Origin of the sequence: Halopseudomonas formosensis (genome assembly GCF_900115905.1) — a bacterium.
GTDB lineage: Bacteria > Pseudomonadota > Gammaproteobacteria > Pseudomonadales > Pseudomonadaceae > Halopseudomonas > Halopseudomonas formosensis.
Genome location: NZ_FOYD01000011.1, coordinates 37,893 through 58,982 on the forward strand (window position 1 = coordinate 37,893; position 21,090 = coordinate 58,982).

The following is a 21,090-nucleotide window of genomic DNA, read 5'->3' on the forward strand; positions in this document are numbered from 1 at the left end:
GCATCGGCATCGGCATCGGCATCGGCATCGGCGTCAGCATCCGCGTCGGCATCCGCATCCGCATCCGCATCCGCATCAGCGTCAGCGTCAGCGTCAGCGTCAGCGTCAGCGTCAGCGTCAGCGTCAGCGTCACCATCATCATCGGGGATCGGCGTCTTTTTCGAGGAAGAACTGCGGTTGTCGTCGATGATGGCTGCGACGGCTCCTGCACCCAGCAAGCCCAGGACAACCCATGCCCAATCAGGAATACCACCGGCCGCAGCCGCTTCGGCCACCTCGGCAAAGGCGAAGTCTGCGGCGCTGGAGTCATACTGACCGAGCCATACCACCCCGTTGGCGTCTTCCAGCATCAGCTCGCTGCGGTCGTCGGCGCCGGGACCAAAGAAATCCTTGAGGAGAATCCTCTCGCCGTTATTCAGAACAACCTCCAGGTCGTCTCCGACCCGCGCGGTCGACGCGAGCTGCTCAGGGCCGAAGGGCAGCTTCACCACACCCGGTCCGCTCAGCGCAACGTCTCCGCTGACCGGCACACTGGTGACCGAACCGCCGCTTTTATCAATGATTTCAATGGTATTGGCTGCCATGCTGATACTCCGGAACGATTTTCTAGCTTCTTGTTAACGCTGAACCTGCTGATCTGCCCGGCGCTCCGGAGCAACCTGAGTTACTCCGGTCCCGGTCACATGGCATTCAACGCTGGCCGTAGATCATGATCTGCACTCGCCTGTTGGGCTGCAGACACTGTTTGAGCGCGGCGGTAACGACGCGGCCCTGACACTCGATGAGGGGTTCCCGGGCGCCCTTGCCCTCGGCGAAAACCCGGGAGCCGTCGATGCCACGCTGGACAAGATGGCGTCGGACGGCTTCGGCACGACGCATCGACAGGGAGTCGTTGTAGGCCTCTGCGCCGATTCGGTCGGTATGACCCACGACCACGATGCGTTCCAGTTCAACCATTCGGTCCGTCACGACCTGGGCCGCCAGGTCCAGCTCGCGGAGACCTTCAGAAGACAATGTGGCACTGTCGAAATCGAACAGGACGTCGCTGAACAGGGTGATCTCCTCGACGTCCTGCGAGGCAGGCGGCAGCAGCTCATGATAGCGGGCATCACACTGCGGGCGACGCCAGCGGGTGCCGGTTACCTGACCAGCGGGATCAAAGGCAATGCCGTACTGGCAGACCAGATAATCATGACGGGCTGCCAGGGGCAGGCTGATGTTGTATACCCACCATCGCTGATCGACCTCCTTCACCGGATTACCCAGCAGGGCTCTGACCTCTTCCCTGCTCAGCCCGGGAGACACCTGCGCGATGGTGGGCACCGGAATTACCGCGCCTTGCCGAACATAACCGGGGCCCAGATCCTTGAATACCACGGCAACATCGTCAAAGTCCGATGGCTGGCGCACCGGTTCCCCATCGCCCTGCTGCAGATTCGCGCAGGCAGTCAGAAGTGCCAAAGCGCAGAGCGCTGTTACTTTCTTCGCTATTCCCATGGGGGAACTCCTTGTTCAGATCCACAGCGTTGTCACCCGGCCGACAACGCACGGCCCGGGCACATGTTCTTATTGCTGCATCTTAGGCAGTATCTGCAAAGAATAAATATTGAATTAGTACTAATAGCGGAGGGGGTGGCAGCTCGGCGCAAGGCCTCTGGGAAAAGCCTTTTACGCAGGATTCATGGGCAATCAACTCAATAACGAGGAAATATAAACAGCGAAGTATCAGCACCTGCTGAACAAACGCGTTAAAACTAGACAAAGCAACTAATACCAAAGGTCTATATATGACCAGTTATGCCGAGCACCGAACCGGTACTAATTACAAGTCATTATTTCCAGTTCAGACCCAATCTCTTATAACTCACGATAGCGGCCGCGGCCGTTCACGAACGGTTGGGCGCCGATCCAGGCTTCATTGAGCAGCAGAGCGGGATATGACACATCCTAATGCCAGGACGCATCAGCGGGGTGCGGTGAGCATCGAGTTTGCTTTCATCTTCATGCTGGTCATGGCCCTGTTCTATGGCATGGTCGGTTACGTCGTCCCTCTGCTGATGGCTTCGAGCTATCAGGAGGTGGCCGCCGATGCTGCCCGCGAGGCAGTGCTCTTCGCCTTCGATCACGGCGCGCAAGAGCTGCGGCAACAGGTTGCCAGAGATGTCGTCGCCGATTCCTGGCTGCCCGCCGACTGGACACAGCCCTGTTCCGACTACCCGAGCGGTCAATACCTGAAGGAGTCTGCAGACCGCATTTCCGCTTGCATCCGCCATTCTCGACCTTCGGAAATCCTGCCCCAGGTCTCGTTGTTCGGCTGGCGCTACCCGGTACTTCCGGCAGAGATTCGTGGCGAAGCGACCATTCTGCGCCGGAGCACAGGGGCTTTCGCACCATGAGCCGACACCACCCCAGCGTACTCGGACAGCGGGGTGCGTTCAGTATCCTGGCCGCCGGTACCCTGCTTCTGCTGCTCATGTTCATGGCTCTGGTACTGGACAGCGGCCGCCTTTACCTGCAGCAGCGTACCCTGCAGAAGGTGGCCGATACCGCCGCCCTGGGCAGCCTGCTCCAGCTGCCGGATGGCAACTGCTCCAGCGATCCGGCACTGACCGCGGAACTGGCTCGCGGCAACGCTGCGGCCAATGGCTTCAATACGGTCGGCGAACGCGGCCTGTCTGTGCGGTGCGCGGATATCATCGAGTCCGGCGGGTTGCGGGTTGCCGTGCCCAACAACACCGGCGGGCGGGCGGTGGAAGTGACAGCCACCCATCGGGTGCCCAGCAGTCTGGTACTACAGGTGGGCAGCGCATTCTCGGCGAACATTGCCGATAGTGTGGACCTTCGCGCCGTCGCTGTGGCAGCAAGGGACGAACCGGTGGCCGCCTTCACGGTGGGCTCGCAGCTGCTGCGCCTGAACAACAGTCGTCTGTTGGGCACCCTGTTGTCTGCCATCGGTCTTGAACCTCAGACATTGACTCTGCTCGACAGCGTCGGGCTGGCCAATGCGACCATCACCCCTGCAGGCCTTCTCGCGGCACTGGGCGTTGATGTGGGCATAGAGCAGCTGAAAGCGCTGTCGCCGGAGGGGTTGCTGGACCTGGTTGATACCCAGGTGGGGGCATTGGGCATTGACCGGTTGATCGATGCTTCAATCGCGCTCATCGATGATGCCGCGCTGGCAGCCGATCTCGAGGCGTTGCGGTTGCGATTGCTGCCGGAGGCACCACTGTTGCGGGAGATTGACCTGAAACTGCTGGGCACGGCACAGTCACCGGGGCTGCTGTCCCTGGCCACTGCAGGAAATGACCCCGTAGGTGCCGCATTGGATGCCCGTATCCAGCTGGGGGATATCCTGACCACATCATTGCTGGTCGGCGTCCAGGGCCGCGGACTGGCCATCGGCGCTCCGGATGCCAGTGGGGCGCCGGGCGGCGCACTTGATCTGCTCAACACCGTGCGACTGGAGGCAGGCGTAGTAGAACCCCCATCGATCGGGATAGGACCAGTTGGTACTACTGCCTACAATGCCCAGGTCCGCCTCAAGCTGGATGTGGACACTTCCCGGGGTGTGCTCGGTGGATTGCTGGGCCTGCTCGGTACCTCAGTGCAGTTGCCCATCATCATTGATCTGGTGGATGCCGCAGGTGAGCTCACCGCGTTGAGCTGTGATGGCCCCGAGCCGAGCGCCACCATCGAAGTGATATCCGCACTGGGGAGTGCCTGTATCGGTAACATGCCCGCCGACACGCTCTGGTCGACCCGCGGCAGCTGCACCCATTCGGTACAGGACCAGTCACTGATCAAATTGCTGAACCTGAACCTGCTGCATGGCAGCGTCGCCCTGCCCGTGCTTCCCACACGGCCGCAGGAGCTGACTTTCCGCCAGCAGGACCTGCCCCAGACCCAGTCCAGCGATACCAATCCGCTGCACGCAGGCACTCTGGTCGCAGACCTGACGGGGGAACTCCTGCAGCTGCTCGGCAACGCACCCAGTGTGCCGGACAGACTGAATGCGGCCCAGGCGACGAGCATCGCCGACCGCTACCTGGCGCTGATTACGCCGGCCTACCCCGGCTACTACACCTATGGCGAGATTGACCAGATCAAGGACCGTCTGCACCGCGACGGGGTGGACTGGGAACGACCAGCCTTCCTCTTTTCCCAGAACATGACCGCGGAATGGGCCAGCAGCGTGCGGCTCGGCGGATGCCTGGTGGCGGGCAGCGCCAATCCATTGCGCTATGGCGCCGCCTGTGCCCGCGGCAAGCTGATCGACTCCCTGCAGTCCGAGGCCCGCAGCGGTTTTCTCGGTTCACTGCTCGGTGGCCTGCTTGGCAAGGTAGTACAGCCCTTGCTCGCCACCATTCTGGACCCGCTGATCGACCTGCTTGAAGGACTGCTCAACGTGATCGGCGAATATATTCTGTCTCCGCTGCTGGATGACCTGCTGGGACTGGAGCTGAGTCGCACCGACGTCACTGTGCACAGCATCAGCTGCGGTGCCCCGAGGCTCGTTCGATGAGCGCTGACGACTTTCGAGGGGCCGGCCGGCGGCATCAGCGTGGCGCCGTGGCCATCGAGTTCGCTGTGCTTTTTCTGGTCTTCTTCGCCCTGGTTTACGCCATCATCGGCTACAGCCTGCCCTTTCTACTGACGCTGAGCTTCAAACAGCTCAGTGCTGACGCGGCGCGGTCTGCCGTGCGGGTCAGTCCTGTCCCGCAGGCGGCTGCCTATATCGCTCGGGTCAACCGTCAGGTACATGAAGTGGTAGAGGCCAGCTGGCTGCCGTCGGGCTGGGTCCAGGGCGGCTGCCCGGCTCCGGAGGAGGACGCTGGCTGGATCGCTCTGCCTGACATGGCAGGACGGTCGCTGGGACACTATCGGCTGATGCCGGATGCCCCGTCGCATGCGCCCCGCTATCAACTGAACGTATGTCTGCAGCGAGCCTATGATCGCGAGCAGGCCATCATCCCCACCCTGACGCTGTTTGGCGTAGACGTTCCCACCCTCCCGCAGGATGCACGAGGCGAGTCCTTCGTGCGCGGGCGTTCGTCGGTCCGTCTCTAGCCGGGGTTATTTGCGCGCGCCCAGCGCTAGGGCCAGCATGGTTCTGTTGTGCATGTTGGTGGCTCGCAATACCTGCGAGACATAAAGTTTGACGGTATTCTCCGAAATGCCCAGCTCGCAGGAAATCTGATAGTTGGTCAGGCCGCGAGCCAGCAGCTCGGCCACCTCCATCTGTCGGGGAGAGAGCTTGGAGTAACCGGGCAGCTCCACTACCGGTACCGACTCGGTTTCCGCCTCCGCAGTCAGGCCGCTGACACCCTGCTGCAGCTCCTGCAGCGACTCCGCCATCTGCCTGATGCGTTCGCCGATCAGCTCGACCCCGACAGCGGCGGCGCGCCGCTGAACCCGTCTCTGCAGCCGCTGTACACCAGCCAGCAGGGCATCCAGATCCAGAGGCTTCTGATGATAATCGGATACACCGGCGCGCAGGGCGGCGATGACATCCTCCTTGTCCGCATCACCGGTGAACAGAATGCTTTCGAAGGGACGCTTGCCGGCGGTTTTCTTCAGCTGATGGATGAGCTCGATGCCATTCATTTCAGGCATTCGGTAATCACTGAGCACCACACCGACATGTTCATCGTCGTGGAAGCGAGTAAGGGCTTCAGTGGAGCTGACACAACCGATACAGTTGATGTCGTTGTTTTCAAACAGATCAATCAGTTCCTCAACAACGAACGGCTCGTTGTCCACGATCAGAACCTTGCATGGTTTTATTCTAGTGCTAACCATTCAGTTCTCCCTTTGAATGTAATCCTTGTGGCCGCTCCATCATAAATTGACTCGACAGTCGATAATACTGTAGCAGCTGGACGCTCTGCTGCTGCGCAAGGCAATGAATGGGTAGTCAAAATTACGCCGGCGTCGGACGTCCACCGATAATAGGCGAGCAGATGGGAACGCGTCTATTTGTGGCAGAATGCTGGCACGTGGCTGAAACATGCAAGGCAGAGGCGGGCGTGCGCCTGGAGTCTAGTGTGTGAAGGGCACGCCATACCATGACAAATTTGGCTAATTGACAGCGGATCGGCACCGTTGGCAGCGGGCGGACAGCACGATGATTGAATACAATAGGAAACTATTTCTTGTCGTCGATGACTTCACCGACTTCCGTGCAGCCCTGATCGGCATGCTTCGGCAGATGGGTGTGAACGACATCGACGCGGTGGGCCGCGGGGAGGAAGCCCTGGCCCTGTGTCGACGCAATCAGTATGACGTGATCCTGCACGACTATAACCTGGGCGGCGGCAAGAACGGTCAGCAGGTCCTGGAGGAACTCCATCACCGGCGCCTGCTTCCACCCCACTGCGTGTTCGTGATGATCTCCGCCGAGAGCAGTCAGGCCATGGTGCTGGCTGCGCTGGAATGCGAACCGGACAGCTACCTGGCCAAGCCTTTCAATCAGGCCAGCCTGCAACAGCGGCTGGATCGCCTGATCGCCATGAAGACTACCCTGCGCCCGCTACTGGAAGCCCACCACGAGGGCGACCATGCCCGTGTGCTGGAGGCCTGCCGGCAGGTGATCGCCGCACACCCACGCTACCGCCCCCAGTGTCAGCGCTACCTGGTCATGGCCCTCGGCGGGCTGGGTCAGCATGGGGAACAGGAACGCGTGTTGCGGGACCTGATTGCCGAGCGTCCGGTGCCCTGGGCGATGCTTGCTCTGGCCGAGCTGTACCGGAACAGCGGAAGGCTGGACGAAGCTCGTGATACCTACGAAGAGGGCATCCGGCAATTCCCCAGGGTACCGGCGATGTATGACGGACTGGCCGCCACCGCGCTGGCCCAGGGCGACCCTGAGCAGGCGCAGGACTATCTGCAGCAGGGCCTGCGGCTGTCGCCCAATTCCCTGCGCCGCCAGGAAACCATGGGCAGTCTGGCCCGTCGCAACCGGGATCACGAGCAGGCCGCCCGCGCCTATCGTCAGGCGGTGGAGCTGGGCCGGCACTCGCTGTTCCGCAATCCGGAGAACCACCTCAATCTGGTTTCCAGTCTGCACGCCCAGTCCGACGACGGCACGCTCAGCCAGCGCCAGCTGGTGGAGATTCGTCAGACCCTGACCGAGCTGGACCGGACCTGGCGGGATGATCCGGCACTGGCCGTGCGTTCGCGCCTGGCGCAGGCCCAGACCCTGCGCCGCACCGGGCAGGAGGACGAGGCGCGCCGCCTGACCGACCAGGCCCTCGAGCAACTGCAGGAAATGCCCGGTTTCTTCAGTGCCGAGGCGGCCATGCAGGTTTTCACGCAGCTGGACGAACTGGGACAGTCACAACGGGCCCAGCAGGTGCTGGCCACGTGCGCCGAGATGTATGGTGACGATCCCCAGGTGATGGACGCCCTGGCCCGGCATACGGACGATCCGGACATTCTCGCGGCGGGCTCCGAGGCACTGGAATGGAACCGTCAGGGCATACTGCAGTATCAGCAGAAGCAGTATGCCGCAGCGCTGGAGCTGTTCCGCCGGGCCGGCGCCGCCCAGCCACGCAATATCAGTTTTGCGCTCAATACCGCCCAGTCATTGCTGCGCCTGATATCCCGCGAGCCGTCGGCCGACCTTGTCCGGGAATGCCGCGCCTGCCTGCAGCGGGCCAGCCAGATGCCGGCCGATGATCATCGCCGGGAACGCTACCTCAAGTTATGTGACCGCCTGGAGGCGCAATGATGAACCATCAGGATCCGGGCCCCGAATTTTCCGCCATCCTGGCCTCGACCATCCATGACATCAAGAACTCCCTGAGTCTGATGATGCAGAACTGGGAACAGTGGCTGGCACGTCTGCCGCCGGAGCAGGCGCAGGCCGGTGAGCGCGGCGTGATCGAGTACGAGGCGCTGCGGCTGAACGGCATGCTGATGCAGATGCTGGGGCTGTACAAGCTGCAGATCAATGAGCTGCCACTGCAGCCGGACTGGGCAGATGTGGAAGCGCTGCTGCAGGAGCAACTGGCCCGGCATGCGGAGATTCTCCAGGCGCGCAATATCAGCAGCAGCTGCCATATAGCGGGGCCGGAACTGTTCGTGCTGGACGACACGCTGATCGGCTCGGTCATCGGCAATGTCATCAACAACTCCATCCGCTACACCCGTTCAGCCATCCGGCTCAGCGCCACCACGGACGATGGCATGCTGCTGATCCGCATCAGCGATGACGGGGCGGGCTATCCCGAGCACATGCTCGGCCGCCGCGGCCAGGACGCCCAGGCGGCGGACCTGGTGCAGGGCAGCACCGGGCTGGGTCTGTATTTCGGTCAGTGCATCGCCGCCATGCACCAGCGCGACGGACACCAGGGCTATATCGAGCTGGTCAACGACGGTGAGCTGGGCGGGGGCGAATTCCGTCTGTATCTGCCCTGAGTCGGACACGGTCCGGCTTATGATCCATCAACACCGAGGGTTCTGGGGCTTTCCCCCGTCCGCCCGGGCGTGTTTGACTTGGGCCTCAATAATGACAAGACCGCCCACGGAGACCCGCGTATGTTTGACCGTCATTACGCCGTCTGGCCCGATCTGGTGCCGAAATTCCTCGACCTTCCGGCGACCAGCCTGTATTCCAACCTGAGCGTCTCTGCCCTGCGCTACCCGCAGCACCCGGCCATCATCTATTACGGCACCACCCTGACCTACGCCGAGCTCGAGCAGCAGGCCGAGGCGCTGGCCGGTTATCTGCAGCGAGCAGGTGTACAGGCCGGGGACCGAGTGCTGCTGTACATGCAGAACAGCCCCCAGTTCGTCATCGGCTTTTACGCCATTCTGCGGGCCAACGCCGTGGTGGTACCGGTCAACCCGATGAACCGCAAGGCGGAACTGGAGTACCTGATCGCTGATACCGAGGCCGAGGTTGCCCTCTGTGGTCGGGAACTGCTGGACAATATCAGCGGCCTGGTCGGCCATACCCAGCTGCGCGAAGTCATTGTCAGCGCCTATGGCGAATACGTGCGCGAGCCCACCGACCTGGCCCTGCCGGACGCCGTGACACTGGACTCCAGCCTGCCCGAGTTGCCCGGTCTCACGCCCTGGCAGCAGGCAATGGAAGCGGCCTACCAGCCCGGTCCGCTGACCGCCGGCCCGGATGACCTGTGCGTGATTCCCTACAGCTCCGGCACCACCGGCAACCCCAAGGGCTGCACCCACACCCACCACAGCGCCATGGCCACTACCGTCTACTGCTCGGTGTGGGGGAACAGCCAGCATGATGTGGTGCAGCTGGTCTCGGTTCCCATGTTCCACGTGACCGGGATGCAGGTGTGCATGAACGCCTCCATCTATCTCGGTGCCACCCAGGTCATCATGACCCGCTGGGATCGCAAAACGGCCGCCCGACTGATCGAGCGACACGGCATCACCTCCTGGCGCAACATTCCCACCATGGTGGTGGATCTGCTCTCGGATCCGGATATCGAGCAATATGATCTGAGCACGCTCAAGTCCATCGGCGGCGGTGGAGCAGCCATGCCGGCGGCCATCGCGGCGAAGCTGGAGAACAAGCTCGGACTGCGCTATTCGGAAGGCTATGGTCTGTCGGAAACCCTCAGCGCCACCCACATGAATCCCCCCGCGGCACCCAAGGCGCAGTGTCTGGGCATCCCCATCATCGGGGTGGACGCGCGGGTCATCGATGTGGACAGCCTGCGTGAGGTCGGAGTCGGCGAGACCGGCGAGATCGTGCTCCACGGCGAACAGGTGTTCCAGGGCTACTGGCGCCGCCCGGAGGCCACTGCCGAGGCCTTCATCGAGCTGGACGGCAAGCGGTTCTTCCGCAGCGGGGACCTGGGTCATTATGACGAAGAGGGCTATTTCTTCCTGGTCGATCGGGTCAAGCGGATGATCAATGCCTCCGGCTACAAGGTCTGGCCGGCGGAGGTGGAGGCACTGCTCTATGGTCATCCGGCGGTGCACGAGGTCTGCATCATTTCCGCCCCCGACGAACGCCGCGGCGAAACGGTCAAGGCCGTGGTAGTGCTGGCGGCAGGGCATGACGGAACCACCGCAGATGACATTCTCGACTGGTGCAAGAACAACATGTCGGCTTACAAATGTCCGAAGCTGGTGGAGTTTGTCGACAGCCTGCCCAAGTCACCGGCGGGCAAGATCATGTGGCGGGCACTGCAGGAGCAGGAGTGGGCGAACAGCTGATGGCGTCCCGAGCCTTTTAACCTCTGGGAACGTCGAGCACCAGCTCGATGAGAGGCCTCGCCGCCAGCCCCGTGGACGAGCTGGTGCTCGTCCCTCCCAGGGAGCGATTGGCGGCAACCCCAAGTGGCCGGGATGGAACCCGGCCCTCCTACTTCAATCGGCAATATGCACCAGCTGCTTGCCGAAGTTCTTGCCCTTGAGCATGCCCTTGAATGCCTCTACGGCATTGTCCAGTCCCTCGGCGACGGTTTCCCGGTACTTGAGATTGCCACTGGCCACCTGCTCGGCCAGCAGTGCCGTGATCTCCTGGTGCTGGTCCTGCCACTCGGTGACCAGGAAGAAACGGTGCTCCGGCGGATTCTCCAGCTTGCCGAAGATATGGAAGGGGGTTTCCACCTTGCTCGCGTCCTCGGCATTGTAGGCCGAGACGTAGCCACAGATCGGCACCCGCGAGCCGGGGTTCAGCAGCCTGGCCACGGCACGGCTGACATCACCGCCGACGTTCTCGAAGTACACATCAATGCCGTTCGGACAGGCCGCCGCCAGATCGGCCTCGAGGTTGCCCGCCTTGTAATCGACACAGGCATCAAAGCCCAGCTCCTCGACCACGAAGCGGCACTTCTCCTCGCCCCCGGCGACGCCGACAACGCGGCAACCGAGCTGCTTGGCGGTCTGGCCCACCACGGTGCCGACCGGGCCGGAGGCCGCGGACACCACCACGGTTTCACCCGCCTTCGGCTTGCCGACGTAGACCAGACCGCAGTAGCCGGTGCGTCCGGGCATGCCGGCCACACCCAGATAGGCCTGCAGCGGGATACCCCGGGGCTGGATCTTGTAGACCATGGGCGCATCACCGGGAATGATGCAGTACTCCTGCCAGCCGGAGTAGCAGGTGACCAGATCACCCTCGGCGTAATTCGGCGACTTCGACTCGATCACCCGGCCGACGCTCTCACCGACGATGACCTCGCCGATACCGATGGGATCCATGTAGCCCTTGGCATCGTTCATGCGCGGGCGCATGTAGGGGTCCAGTGACAGCCACAGGGTCTTGATCAGCACCTCGCCGTCGCGCAGCTCGCGCACCGGTGCTTCGGTCAGGACCAGATCACCATCGCGGATCTCCCCCTGGGGGCGGCGCTGCAGAATTATTTTTCGGTTGGTATAAGCAGACATTCGGACCTCGCATGAGCAATGGATAACCCGGGCCTGGGCCCGGCTTGTTGCTGATCATAGACCAGCGCCGTGCCGCTGCCGCCTGTTATTCATCACGATGATCGGCCGTCAGCAATCACCCTGCATCCGTTCGTATCCCGTCGATGATCAGTACGTCATGGAACACCAGCTGGTTACGACCCTGATGCTTGCCGCGGTACAGACGCCGATCGGCGCAGCGGTACAACTGGTCGCCGTCACTGCCATCGCGCGGCCACTCGGCCATGCCGAAGGTAGCCGACAGCGGTATCTGCTCGCCCCGGTAGTCCAGCGGATGCCGGGCGATCTGCGCCCGCAGCTGCTCCACCAGCGGCAGGGCATGGGCAGTGTCGGTATCGCGCAGCAGAATGCCGAATTCCTCCCCACCGAGCCGAGCCAGCAGGTCGGTACCGCGCAGGCGCCCCTGCAGACAGTTGCAGACGTGGCGCAGGGCCTGGTCCCCGGCTTCGTGGCCCCAGCGATCATTGATGGCCTTGAAATGGTCAAGATCGAGAATCACCAGTACCAGTGCATGGCCACTGCGGCGTGCCAGGGCGATGCTGTTGCCCAGCTCACGCTGGAAGCTGCTGCGGTTGGCGACACCGGTCAGACCGTCGGATTCGGCCATGTGCCGCAGCAACAGCTGCGCTGCCGCCCGCCGGCTCTCGTACACGTGTACGAACAACATGATCAGCAGCCCGCACAGCAGCGCGTTGCCCAGGTCGATCAACCCTGCGCCTTCCAGCTGCTCGGGGTGCTTGAGCATGTAGGCGGCGATCGCGACCATGGCAAAGGGCACAGTGACCAGGAAGCCGGCCCGCTTGCCCAGCAGCAGGTAGGTCATCACCGGGATCATGAAGACCCAGACGAAGGCCGACACCGAGGCCTCGGGCATGACGATGATGTAGATAAGGAAGCTGTAGGTCGGCAGCAGATACAGGTAGATCCACGGCGTGAGGTTGCGCACCCGCCCGAGGCAGACAGCGCCGACCAGCAGCAGAAGACAGGCGCAGGCCTCGACGATGGCCAGCAGGGTGTTGCCATTGAGGCCCTGCAGTATGCCGAAGAAGCCTATGGTCAGGCCGGTGGCCAGATAGATCAGGCGCAGCAGGGCGCGACTGTCCTCCTGCTCCAGGCCACCGTCGGCATGGGGCGCTTTCTTGAACCTTTTCCCTGGCACAGCTTCTCTCCCTGAAATGGTTGGATGCAGACGCGCTCAGTTGCTCTCGTTGCGGTACTGATCCTTCAGACGCACATAGTTGGCTGCAGTATAGGTGAAGAACTCCCGTTCACGCTCGGTCAGCGCCCTCACCTCCTTCGCCGGGCTGCCCATGTACAGGTAGCCGCTGCGCAGCCGCTTGTTCGCCGGCACCAGACTGCCGGCGCCAAGAATCACCTCGTCCTCGATCACCGCCCCGTCCATGACGATGCTGCCCATGCCGATCAGCACCCGGCTGCCTACAGTGCATCCGTGCAGCAGTACCTTGTGGCCGATGGTCACATCATCGCCGATGATCAGGGGGTAGCCGTCGGGGTTGAAGGGCCCGGCGTGGGTAATGTGCAGCACGCTGCCATCCTGCACGCTGGTACGGGCACCGATGCGGATACGGTGCATGTCCCCGCGGATCACCGCCATGGGCCAGACCGAACAGTCCTCGCCCAGCTCGACATCCCCCAGGACTACCGCGCTGGCATCCACAAACACCCGCTCACCCAGCTGCGGCTGGTGACCGGCGAAACGGCGTATATTCATCTGTTGCCCCTTGAATTGGCGGACTGCCGCCATCATCTATCGGATATAGCCGCCCGGCATGCAACCGGGTGCCAATGATTCTCTGGTTCGCTACCATGACCCCATTGTACGAACCCACGCTATTCAGGAAACCCCGCCATGTCCAATCCGCTGTTGCACGCCTACGACCTGCCGCCCTTCAGCCAGATCAAGCCGGAGCATGTCAGACCGGCCATCGAGCAGGTCATCGCCGACAGCCGCGAACAGCTGCAGCAGTTGCTGGCCAGGCCGCCGGCGCAGTGGACCTGGGCCACCCTGATCGAGCCGCTGGACGAGATGGGCGAGCGCCTGAGTCGGGCCTGGTCCCCGGTCAGTCACCTGAATGCGGTGATGAACAGCCCCGAGCTGCGCGAAGCCCATGACAGCTGCCTGCCGCTGCTGAGCCAGTTTTCCACGGAAATGGGCCAGAACCAGGCCCTGTACAATGCCTACCGGCAACTGGCCGACAGTGACGCCTACCACGAACTGGATGCCGCCCAGCAAACCATCATCCAGCATGCCCTGCGCGATTTCCGGCTGTCCGGCATTGCCCTGCCGGCGGAGCAGCAGAAGCGCTACGGTGAGCTGAAGATGCGTCTGTCGGAGCTGCAGAGCCGCTTCTCCAACCAGTTGATGGATGCCACCCAGGCCTGGACCAGACATGTCACCGACGTCAGCGAGCTGGCCGGTCTGCCCGAATCCGCCCTGGCCCAGGCCCGCCAGGCCGCCGAGGCCCGGGATCTGGACGGCTGGCTGATTACCCTGGAATTCCCCAGCTACTACGCGGTGATGACCTACGCCGACAACGCCGATCTGCGCCGCGAGGTCTACACTGCCTACTGTACCCGGGCTTCCGACCAGGGGCCGCATGCCGGGCAGAATGACAACGGCCCCGTCATCGCCGAGATTCTCCAGCTGCGGCAGGAGCTGGCCAGCCTGCTGGGCTACGCCAATTACGCCGAACTGTCCCTGGCAACCAAGATGGCCGACAGCACCGATCAGGTGCTGGGCTTCCTGCGCGATCTGGCCGGCCGCAGCCGCCCCTATGCCGAGGCCGATCTGCAGGCCCTGCGCGAGTTTGCCGCCAGCCGAGGCTGCAGTGAGCTGCAGAGCTGGGACACCGGCTATTACGCCGAGCAGCTGCGTCAGCACAGGTACGCCATTTCCCAGGAGGAACTGCGCCCCTGGTTCCCGGTGGACCGGGTACTGCAGGGCATGTTCACCACCGCCGGCCGGCTGTTCGGCGTCGAGCTGCGCGAGGTAGCCGAGTTCGATCGCTGGCACCCCGAGGCCCGTCTGTTCGAAGTCGTCGAGGGAGGCAGGGTCATCGGCCGCTTCTTCCTCGATCTGTACGCCCGCAGCAACAAGCGGGGCGGCGCCTGGATGGACGGTGCCCGGGACCGGCGGCGCCTGCCCGGCGGCGAAGTACAGCTGCCGGTGGCCTATCTGGTGTGCAATTTCACCCCGGCGGTCGGTGACCGGCCGGCCCTGCTGACCCACGACGAAGTGACCACCCTGTTCCACGAATTCGGGCATGGCCTGCATCACCTGCTGACGCGCGTGGACTACCCCGCAGCCTCGGGTATCAATGGCGTGGCCTGGGATGCGGTGGAGCTGCCCAGTCAGTTCATGGAGAACTGGTGCTGGGAGCCGGAAGGTCTGGCACTGATCTCGGGGCACCATGAAACCGGCGAGCCGCTGCCGGCGGACCTGCTGGAGAAGATGCTGGCAGCGAAGAACTTCCAGTCCGGCCTGGCCATGCTGCGCCAGATCGAGTTTTCGCTGTTCGATTTCGAGCTGCACGCCCAGAGCGGTCGCAGCGCCCGTGAGGTGCTGCAGGCCGTGCGCGAGGAGGTATCGGTGATGCCGCCGCCGTCGTTCAACCGCTTCGAGAATGGCTTCGCACACATATTCGCCGGGGGCTATGCGGCCGGCTACTACAGTTACAAGTGGGCGGAGGTGCTGTCGGCGGATGCCTTCTCGCGCTTCGAGGAGGAGGGCATCTTCAATGCCGAGACCGGCCGCTCGTTCCGCGACAACATCCTGGCCCGGGGCGGCAGCCGCGAACCCATGGAGCTGTTCATCGCCTTCCGCGGCCGTGAACCTTCGGTGGAGGCGCTCCTGCGCCACAGCGGCCTGACTCAGGAGCAAGCAGCATGAACGAGCCCAACCAGCCGGCACAACCGGTCAAACGTTTCATCGCCGGGGCGGTATGTCCCGCCTGCAGCCGCATGGACACCATCCGCATGTACCAGCAGGACGGGGTCATGCACCGCGAATGCGTGGAATGCGGCTTTGCCGACAGCCTGGACGAGCGGGGCAATTCCATTCCCCGGGAACTGCCCACCCGGGTCACCGCCAAGCCGGTGACCAAGCCGGCCAGTGCCCACGTGGCGCAGTTCTTTCCCAATCCCAGGCTGAAGAAGAAGGACAGCTGAACCGGGGCCAGCGCACCCGCGCTACGCGGGTGTGGCCGTTCGGCGTTTACTGGAGATTGTCGCGCCAGGTCAGGCCGATGCCCAGCTCCTCGGCCATGTTCGGCCAGCGGCGCCACATTTCCAGACGGTCCTGCTCTCCGACGCCCTCGCGGTAGGCAAGGAAGGCAGGGCTCTCGAACACCGTCTCGGGCAGCAGGCCGGCAACGGCTTCGAAGACCGCCGAGTCCAGCCGGTTGGCATAGTCCTCGCCCAGGAGTTCGTGGACTATCAGGTTGGCCCTGGTGTTGTTCATCGGAATCAGCGACTCGCCACCGTGGGCCACGTAGCGGTCGTTGACCTCTTCCACCAGCCGGTGCGCCAGATAGGCCTCATCCAGCAGCAGCAACAGCCCGCGATGGGTGTCGGAGATCACCTCCATGGGCTCCAGGAAGAATTCCTCGGCGACCTTGAGCACCGGAATCAGCTGCGGGCGCAGCTGGGCATTATTGGCCACCGCCTGCGCCGCCTCGAGCATGTCCGGCACGCGCTCCACGTAAGCCTGGATGAAGTTGAACAGGGTCGTGGCCGCATCCTCCCGAGTCCGTATGGAGCGGTGCAGGCCAGGCAGTTTCCGCTCCAGCCATGTGCGCAGCGCTTCGTCGTTGGCTTCATCTTCACGGGCGGCTCTGACCCGCTCGCGCAACTCGGCAATTTTCATTCGCAACTCCGATGATGGCGGAACCCGCAGGGCCCCGCCTGATGCTTTGAAGTGACGGCAGTTGAAGCTAGCAGAGTGCCTGCATATCGTCAAAGTGACTCTTCGCCGAGCCTATCCCCACGATCGGTCCGCCCCTTGCCTGGCGCCGCCGGCAGGCGGACCTGCCGGGTGGACGGTTCGTCGGGTAACACGATCCGGTAAAAAAGACGGAGCGGAAAATTGCCTTGACCGTCTTCGTGTCTATACTCCCTGTTGACTGAGCTGACCATGCTCGTGAGTCATTATAAAAAAAAGAACAAGGGGAAACCGGGATGTTGCGACATGCACGCAGCTGGCTGATCGGCTTGTTTCTCGCGTCTCTAGCCGGCCATACCAGCGCAAGTTGGACCATTAACATGAGTCCGGGGGCAACAGAAGTCAGCCGCTCGGTCTTCAATCTGCACATGACCATCTTCTGGATCTCGGTGATCATCGGCGCCATGGTGTTCGGCGTGATGTTCTGGTCGATGATCATGCACCGCCGCGCCAAGGGGGCGGTCGCCGCCAAGTTCCATGAAAACCTCACGGTCGAGATTCTCTGGACCGTCATTCCGCTGCTGATCCTGATCGGCATGGCGATCCCCGCGACCAAAACCCTGATCGAGATCTACGATACCGAAGACGCCGATCTGGACATCCTGGTCACCGGCTATCAGTGGCGCTGGCAGTACAACTATATGGGCGAGGGCGTGAGCTTCATGAGCAACATGGCCACGCCCCGTGAACAGATCACCAACCAGCAGGCCAAGGGCGAGCACTATCTGCTCGAGGTGGACGAGCCGCTGGTGGTGCCCACCGGCCAGAAGATCCGCTTCCTGATCACCTCCGCCGACGTCATCCATTCCTGGTGGGTGCCGGCGCTGGCGGTGAAGAAGGATGCCATCCCCGGCTTCATCAACGAGTCCTGGACCCGCATCGACGAGCCCGGCATCTACCGTGGCCAGTGCACCGAGCTGTGCGGGCGGGACCACGCCTTCATGCCGATCGTGGTCGAGGCCCGGACGCCGGAGGACTTCGCCACCTGGCTGGCCGAGCGCAAGGCGACCGCCGCCGCCGAAGCCGAGCTGACCAGCAAGGAATGGACGCTTGAGGAGCTGATGGAACGCGGTCAGCGTGTCTACACCAGTACCTGTGTCGCCTGCCACCAGGCCAACGGCGAAGGGATGCCGCCGGTGTTTCCCTCCCTCAAGGGCAGCGAACTGGTGCTCAACGACATAGCCGCGCATATCGATGTGGTGGTCAACGGGGTGCCCGGTACCGCCATGGCCGCCTATGGTCCGCAGCTGTCGGAAACCGACATTGCCGCAGTGATCACCTACGAGCGCAACGCCTGGGGCAACGACACCGGCGACATAGTGGCCCCCATCGATATCCTCAACTTCAAGAACGGCCAATAGGAGACCTGTCATGAGCGCAGTGATCGATCATCACACTGACCATGCCCACGGTCCGGCCAAGGGCCTGATGCGCTGGGTACTGACCACCAACCACAAGGACATCGGCTCGATGTACCTGTGGTTCAGCTTTGCCATGTTCCTGCTCGGCGGCACCCTGGCCATGGTCATCCGGGCCGAGCTGTTCCAGCCGGGACTGCAACTGGTGGACCCGAACTTCTTCAACCAGATGACCACCATGCACGGGCTGATCATGGTGTTCGGCGCGGTAATGCCGGCCTTCGTCGGCCTGGCCAACTGGATGGTGCCGCTGATGATAGGCGCACCGGACATGGCCCTGCCACGGATGAACAACTTCAGCTTCTGGCTGCTGCCGGCAGCCTTCGGCCTGCTGGTCTCGACCCTGTTCATGGAGGGCGGCGCACCCAACTTCGGCTGGACCTTCTATGCGCCGCTGTCCACCACCTACGGACCGCAGAGCACCACCTTCTTCATCTTCGCCATCCACCTGGCGGGCATCAGTTCGATCATGGGGGCGATCAACATCATCGCCACCATCCTCAACATGCGCGCCCCGGGCATGACCCTGATGAAGATGCCGATGTTCGCCTGGACCTGGCTGATCACCGCCTTCCTGCTGATCGCGGTAATGCCGGTGCTGGCCGGTGTGGTGACCATGATGCTGATGGATATCCACTTCGGCACCAGTTTCTTCAGCGCCGCCGGCGGTGGTGACCCGGTGCTGTTCCAGCATGTGTTCTGGTTCTTCGGCCACCCCGAGGTGTACATCATGATCCTGCCGGCCTTCGGCGCGGTGAGCATGATCATCCCGGCGTTCTCGCGCAAACCGCTGTTCGGCTATACCTCCATGGTCTACGCCACCGGCGCCATTGCCTTCCTGTCCTTCGCGGTCTGGGCGCACCACATGTTCACCGTCGGCATCCCGCTGACCGGCCAGCTGTTCTTCATGTACGCCACCATGCTGATCGCCGTGCCCACCGGGGTGAAGGTGTTCAACTGGGCGACCACCATGTTCCGCGGCTCGCTGAGCTTCGAGGCGCCCATGCTGTTCGCCGTGGCCTTCGTCATCCTGTTCACCATCGGCGGCTTCTCCGGGCTGATGCTGGCCATCGCCCCGGCGGACTACCAGTACCACGACACCTACTTCGTGGTGGCGCACTTCCACTATGTGCTGGTACCCGGCGCCATCTTCGGCATCTTCGCCTCGGCCTACTACTGGCTGCCGAAGTGGACCGGCCACATGTATGACGAAGTGCTGGCCAAGACCCACTTCTGGATGAGCTTCATCGGCATGAACCTGGCGTTCTTCCCGATGCACTTCGTCGGGCTGGCCGGCATGCCCCGGCGGATTCCGGACTACAACATGATGTTCGCCAACTTCAACATGGTGTCATCCATCGGCGCCTTCATGTTCGGCGCCACCCAGCTGCTGTTCCTGTACATAGTGATCAAGACCATCCGCGGCGGCAAACCCGCTCCGGCCAAGCCCTGGGACGGGGCGGAGGGTCTGGAGTGGACAGTGCCGTCACCGGCGCCCTACCACACCTTCAGCACCCCGCCGGAAGTGAAATAGGAGGCTGCCATGCATGACGAAGGTCTGAGCACCGGCAAACTGGTCAAGCGCCTGCTGCTGCTGGTCGTGGGCATGTTTGCCTTCGGCTTCCTGCTGGTGCCGATCTACGACGTGATGTGTCAGGCCTTCGGCATCAATGGCAAGACCGCCGGCTCGGCCTGGCAGGGCTCGGCGCAGAGCGTGGACCTGCAGCGCGAGGTCCGCGTGCAGTTCCTGGCCAGCAATGCCGAGGGCATGCGCTGGCGCTTCGGCCCGCAGGACGAGGAAATCCTGATGCACCCCGGGGAAACCCGTACCGTCCATTTCCTCGCCCACAATCCCACCGATCGGGTGATGGTGGCCCAGGCCATACCCAGCGTCGCGCCGTCCCGGGCGGCGGCGTATTTCCACAAGACCGAATGCTTCTGCTTCACCCAGCAGGTGCTGCAACCCGGGGAGAGCGTGGAGATGCCGGTGCGCTTCATAGTGGATCCGGCCCTGCCGAAGGACGTTCGGCGACTCACTCTGGCCTATACGCTGTTCGATGTAACCGAACGCATGGCGCCCAGCCTGGGGCTGACTGCAATGCACAGCAATTAATCGCGACTGCCGATAAGGAGAACAACAGATGGCGAGTCCTGAGAAGCACGAAATCTATTATGTGCCGGAACAGAGCAAGTGGCCGATCGTCGGCTCCATTGCCCTGCTGGTATCGGTGTTCGGCGCCGGCACCCTGATGAATGGCCTGAGCAGCGGCTCGGGCGCGGCGCCCGGCCAGTACATCCTCTTTGCCGGCCTGCTGCTGCTGGTGTGGATGTTCTTCGGCTGGTTCGGCAACGTCATCAAGGAAAGCCGTCAGGGCCTGTACAGCAGCCAGATGGATAGGTCGTTCCGCATGGGCATGACCTGGTTCATCTTCTCCGAGGTGATGTTCTTCGCCGCCTTCTTCGGCGCCCTGTTCTATGTGCGCACCTTCGCCGGCCCCTGGCTGGACGGCATCGGCGAAAAGGGCTCCTCGAGCATCCTCTGGCCGGAATTCAATTTCTCCTGGCCGCTGGTGAACAACCCCGATCCGTCACGCTTCCCCGGCCCGCATGAAACCATCAGCCCCTGGCAGCTGCCGCTGATCAACACGCTGCTGCTGGTCAGCTCCAGCGTGACCCTGACCCTGGCGCACCATGCCCTGCGAGCCGGCAAGCGCAAGGCGCTGCAGAACTGGCTGCTGCTGACGGTGGTGCTGGGGGTGATCTTCCTCGGTCTGCAGCTGGCCGAATATGCCCACGCCTACCGGGATCTGGGGCTGACCCTGAAATCGGGGATCTACGGGTCGACCTTCTTCATGCTCACGGGCTTTCACGGCTTCCACGTGACCATGGGCGCGATCATCCTGACAGTGATGCTGATCCGCGTGTACAAGGGTCACTTTACCCCGGAGAACCACTTCGGCTTCGAGGCCGCCGCCTGGTACTGGCACTTCGTCGATGTGGTCTGGGTGGCGCTGTTCATCTTCGTCTACGTGCTCTGACCCATTGCGCTGGTCAGTGCAGCCAGGGGGCGCCCCACTGCAGCTGCCCTGACCAGAGCCCCCAGGCGATCAGCAGCATGACCACCACGGTGAGACTGATGCGCAGAGCCAGGGCGCTGAACAGCTGGCGACCGGAGCCCGCATCACGCAAAAAGAAGGCGCCACTGAACAGGCTGACCACAATCGCGGTCAAGAGAACGAGAATGACGATTTTCAACCACATGAACACAACCCCCCTTACCCCGGAATGCACTGCAGTATA

The 21,090-nt window shown here is 62.8% G+C and carries 20 protein-coding genes; 12 read left to right on the top strand and 8 right to left on the bottom strand.

Translation table 11 applies throughout. The features are described 5' to 3' along the window. Positions 1 to 584 (bottom strand): BapA/Bap/LapF family prefix-like domain-containing protein (locus BM046_RS16260; RefSeq protein ID WP_177197876.1); only part of this gene is annotated, 584 nt, incomplete at its 3' end. A 106-nt stretch (positions 585 to 690) separates the two neighbouring features. Beyond that, positions 691 to 1,497: an OmpA family protein gene (locus BM046_RS13460; protein WP_090540347.1), complete on the bottom strand. Its 807-nt coding sequence runs from the start codon at positions 1,495 to 1,497 to the stop codon at positions 691 to 693. Positions 1,498 to 1,937: 440 nt separating this feature from the next. On the opposite strand from BM046_RS13460, the gene BM046_RS13465 reads away from it, so the two are divergent. From BM046_RS13465 to BM046_RS13475, 3 genes are read left to right on the top strand one after another with little or no spacing between them, the layout of a single operon-like run. After that, the gene (locus BM046_RS13465) at positions 1,938 to 2,396 is read left to right on the top strand and encodes a TadE/TadG family type IV pilus assembly protein (protein WP_143084200.1); all 459 of its coding nucleotides are present in this window, start codon (positions 1,938 to 1,940) and stop codon (positions 2,394 to 2,396) included. Then, positions 2,393 to 4,522 carry a pilus assembly protein TadG-related protein gene (locus tag BM046_RS13470; protein WP_090540349.1) on the top strand — a complete coding sequence of 710 codons (2,130 nt, stop codon included), beginning with the start codon at positions 2,393 to 2,395 and terminating at the stop codon, positions 4,520 to 4,522. Before BM046_RS13465 ends, BM046_RS13470 begins: the two co-directional genes overlap by 4 nt. Continuing rightward, a complete protein-coding gene (locus BM046_RS13475; protein ID WP_090540350.1) occupies positions 4,519 to 5,067 on the top strand; it encodes a TadE/TadG family type IV pilus assembly protein in 549 nt (182 codons plus the stop codon). Before BM046_RS13470 ends, BM046_RS13475 begins: the two co-directional genes overlap by 4 nt. A gap of 6 nt (positions 5,068 to 5,073) precedes the next feature. Here the strand turns inward: BM046_RS13475 and BM046_RS13480 are convergent, their stop codons facing one another. Then, complete coding sequence (locus BM046_RS13480; protein ID WP_090540351.1) at positions 5,074 to 5,799, bottom strand: response regulator transcription factor; 726 nt, start codon at positions 5,797 to 5,799, stop codon at positions 5,074 to 5,076. A gap of 325 nt (positions 5,800 to 6,124) precedes the next feature. Between BM046_RS13480 and BM046_RS13485 the strand changes: the two genes are divergently transcribed. From BM046_RS13485 to BM046_RS13495, 3 genes are all read left to right on the top strand, one after another. Then, positions 6,125 to 7,729 carry a response regulator gene (locus BM046_RS13485; RefSeq protein ID WP_090540353.1) on the top strand — a complete coding sequence of 535 codons (1,605 nt, stop codon included), beginning with the start codon at positions 6,125 to 6,127 and terminating at the stop codon, positions 7,727 to 7,729. Then, complete coding sequence (locus BM046_RS13490) at positions 7,726 to 8,418, top strand: sensor histidine kinase (RefSeq protein WP_090540355.1); 693 nt, start codon at positions 7,726 to 7,728, stop codon at positions 8,416 to 8,418. Before BM046_RS13485 ends, BM046_RS13490 begins: the two co-directional genes overlap by 4 nt. A gap of 120 nt (positions 8,419 to 8,538) precedes the next feature. Next, on the top strand, positions 8,539 to 10,197 hold the full coding sequence (locus BM046_RS13495; protein WP_090540357.1) for a long-chain fatty acid--CoA ligase: 1,659 nt from the start codon (positions 8,539 to 8,541) through the stop codon (positions 10,195 to 10,197). Between the two features lie 153 nt (positions 10,198 to 10,350). On the opposite strand, the gene BM046_RS13500 is transcribed toward BM046_RS13495, so the two are convergent. The 3 genes from BM046_RS13500 to BM046_RS13510 form a co-directional block, all read right to left on the bottom strand. Beyond that, positions 10,351 to 11,373 carry an NADP-dependent oxidoreductase gene (locus BM046_RS13500; protein ID WP_090540359.1) on the bottom strand — a complete coding sequence of 341 codons (1,023 nt, stop codon included), beginning with the start codon at positions 11,371 to 11,373 and terminating at the stop codon, positions 10,351 to 10,353. A 115-nt stretch (positions 11,374 to 11,488) separates the two neighbouring features. Next, a complete protein-coding gene (locus tag BM046_RS13505; protein WP_090540361.1) occupies positions 11,489 to 12,571 on the bottom strand; it encodes a GGDEF domain-containing protein in 1,083 nt (360 codons plus the stop codon). A 36-nt stretch (positions 12,572 to 12,607) separates the two neighbouring features. Beyond that, entirely contained in the window at positions 12,608 to 13,144 is a 537-nt protein-coding gene (locus BM046_RS13510; protein WP_090540363.1) for a gamma carbonic anhydrase family protein, read from the bottom strand. 138 nt (positions 13,145 to 13,282) lie between these two features. Here BM046_RS13510 and prlC point away from each other — a divergent pair, with 138 nt between their 5' ends. Together prlC and BM046_RS13520 are read left to right on the top strand one after the other, a co-directional pair. After that, the gene (gene prlC / locus BM046_RS13515) at positions 13,283 to 15,322 is read left to right on the top strand and encodes an oligopeptidase A (protein WP_090540365.1); all 2,040 of its coding nucleotides are present in this window, start codon (positions 13,283 to 13,285) and stop codon (positions 15,320 to 15,322) included. After that, a complete protein-coding gene (locus BM046_RS13520) occupies positions 15,319 to 15,600 on the top strand; it encodes a YheV family putative zinc ribbon protein (RefSeq protein WP_090540366.1) in 282 nt (93 codons plus the stop codon). Before prlC ends, BM046_RS13520 begins: the two co-directional genes overlap by 4 nt. Positions 15,601 to 15,646: 46 nt before the next feature. Here the strand turns inward: BM046_RS13520 and BM046_RS13525 are convergent, their stop codons facing one another. Then, positions 15,647 to 16,297, bottom strand: coding sequence for a hypothetical protein (locus BM046_RS13525; RefSeq protein ID WP_090540367.1), 651 nt, complete (start codon positions 16,295 to 16,297; stop codon positions 15,647 to 15,649). Between the two features lie 311 nt (positions 16,298 to 16,608). On the opposite strand from BM046_RS13525, the gene coxB reads away from it, so the two are divergent. Genes coxB through BM046_RS13545 form a run of 4 tightly spaced genes read left to right on the top strand, consistent with a single transcriptional unit; the run spans position 16,609 to position 20,828 of the window. Then, on the top strand, positions 16,609 to 17,733 hold the full coding sequence (gene coxB / locus BM046_RS13530) for a cytochrome c oxidase subunit II (RefSeq protein ID WP_090540369.1): 1,125 nt from the start codon (positions 16,609 to 16,611) through the stop codon (positions 17,731 to 17,733). Positions 17,734 to 17,743: 10 nt separating this feature from the next. Continuing rightward, positions 17,744 to 19,324: a cytochrome c oxidase subunit I gene (gene ctaD, locus BM046_RS13535; protein WP_090540371.1), complete on the top strand. Its 1,581-nt coding sequence runs from the start codon at positions 17,744 to 17,746 to the stop codon at positions 19,322 to 19,324. Between the two features lie 9 nt (positions 19,325 to 19,333). After that, positions 19,334 to 19,903, top strand: a complete 570-nt coding sequence (locus BM046_RS13540) for a cytochrome c oxidase assembly protein (RefSeq protein WP_090540373.1) — start codon at positions 19,334 to 19,336, stop codon at positions 19,901 to 19,903. Between the two features lie 28 nt (positions 19,904 to 19,931). Further along, positions 19,932 to 20,828: a cytochrome c oxidase subunit 3 gene (locus BM046_RS13545; protein ID WP_090540375.1), complete on the top strand. Its 897-nt coding sequence runs from the start codon at positions 19,932 to 19,934 to the stop codon at positions 20,826 to 20,828. Positions 20,829 to 20,841: 13 nt separating this feature from the next. Here BM046_RS13545 and BM046_RS13550 read toward each other — a convergent pair whose 3' ends face one another. After that, a complete protein-coding gene (locus BM046_RS13550) occupies positions 20,842 to 21,051 on the bottom strand; it encodes a DUF2909 domain-containing protein (protein WP_090540380.1) in 210 nt (69 codons plus the stop codon). Positions 21,052 to 21,090: the final 39 nt, after the last annotated feature.

Excerpts from the sequence above, each read along its gene's own strand:
- BM046_RS13550 (WP_090540380.1), bottom strand. The coding sequence starts at position 21,051 with ATGTGGTTGAAAATCGTCATTCTCGTTCTCTTGACCGCGATTGTGGTC.
- BM046_RS13525 (WP_090540367.1), bottom strand. The coding sequence starts at position 16,297 with ATGAAAATTGCCGAGTTGCGCGAGCGGGTCAGAGCCGCCCGTGAAGAT.
- prlC (WP_090540365.1), top strand. The coding sequence starts at position 13,283 with ATGTCCAATCCGCTGTTGCACGCCTACGACCTGCCGCCCTTCAGCCAG.
- BM046_RS13500 (WP_090540359.1), bottom strand. The coding sequence starts at position 11,373 with ATGTCTGCTTATACCAACCGAAAAATAATTCTGCAGCGCCGCCCCCAG.
- coxB (WP_090540369.1), top strand. The coding sequence starts at position 16,609 with ATGTTGCGACATGCACGCAGCTGGCTGATCGGCTTGTTTCTCGCGTCT.
- BM046_RS13470 (WP_090540349.1), top strand. The coding sequence starts at position 2,393 with ATGAGCCGACACCACCCCAGCGTACTCGGACAGCGGGGTGCGTTCAGT.
- BM046_RS13510 (WP_090540363.1), bottom strand. The coding sequence starts at position 13,144 with ATGAATATACGCCGTTTCGCCGGTCACCAGCCGCAGCTGGGTGAGCGG.
- BM046_RS13540 (WP_090540373.1), top strand. The coding sequence starts at position 19,334 with ATGCATGACGAAGGTCTGAGCACCGGCAAACTGGTCAAGCGCCTGCTG.
- BM046_RS13495 (WP_090540357.1), top strand. The coding sequence starts at position 8,539 with ATGTTTGACCGTCATTACGCCGTCTGGCCCGATCTGGTGCCGAAATTC.
- BM046_RS13475 (WP_090540350.1), top strand. The coding sequence starts at position 4,519 with ATGAGCGCTGACGACTTTCGAGGGGCCGGCCGGCGGCATCAGCGTGGC.
- BM046_RS13520 (WP_090540366.1), top strand. The coding sequence starts at position 15,319 with ATGAACGAGCCCAACCAGCCGGCACAACCGGTCAAACGTTTCATCGCC.
- BM046_RS13460 (WP_090540347.1), bottom strand. The coding sequence starts at position 1,497 with ATGGGAATAGCGAAGAAAGTAACAGCGCTCTGCGCTTTGGCACTTCTG.
- BM046_RS13485 (WP_090540353.1), top strand. The coding sequence starts at position 6,125 with ATGATTGAATACAATAGGAAACTATTTCTTGTCGTCGATGACTTCACC.
- BM046_RS13480 (WP_090540351.1), bottom strand. The coding sequence starts at position 5,799 with ATGGTTAGCACTAGAATAAAACCATGCAAGGTTCTGATCGTGGACAAC.
- BM046_RS13545 (WP_090540375.1), top strand. The coding sequence starts at position 19,932 with ATGGCGAGTCCTGAGAAGCACGAAATCTATTATGTGCCGGAACAGAGC.
- ctaD (WP_090540371.1), top strand. The coding sequence starts at position 17,744 with ATGAGCGCAGTGATCGATCATCACACTGACCATGCCCACGGTCCGGCC.
- BM046_RS13490 (WP_090540355.1), top strand. The coding sequence starts at position 7,726 with ATGATGAACCATCAGGATCCGGGCCCCGAATTTTCCGCCATCCTGGCC.
- BM046_RS13465 (WP_143084200.1), top strand. The coding sequence starts at position 1,938 with ATGACACATCCTAATGCCAGGACGCATCAGCGGGGTGCGGTGAGCATC.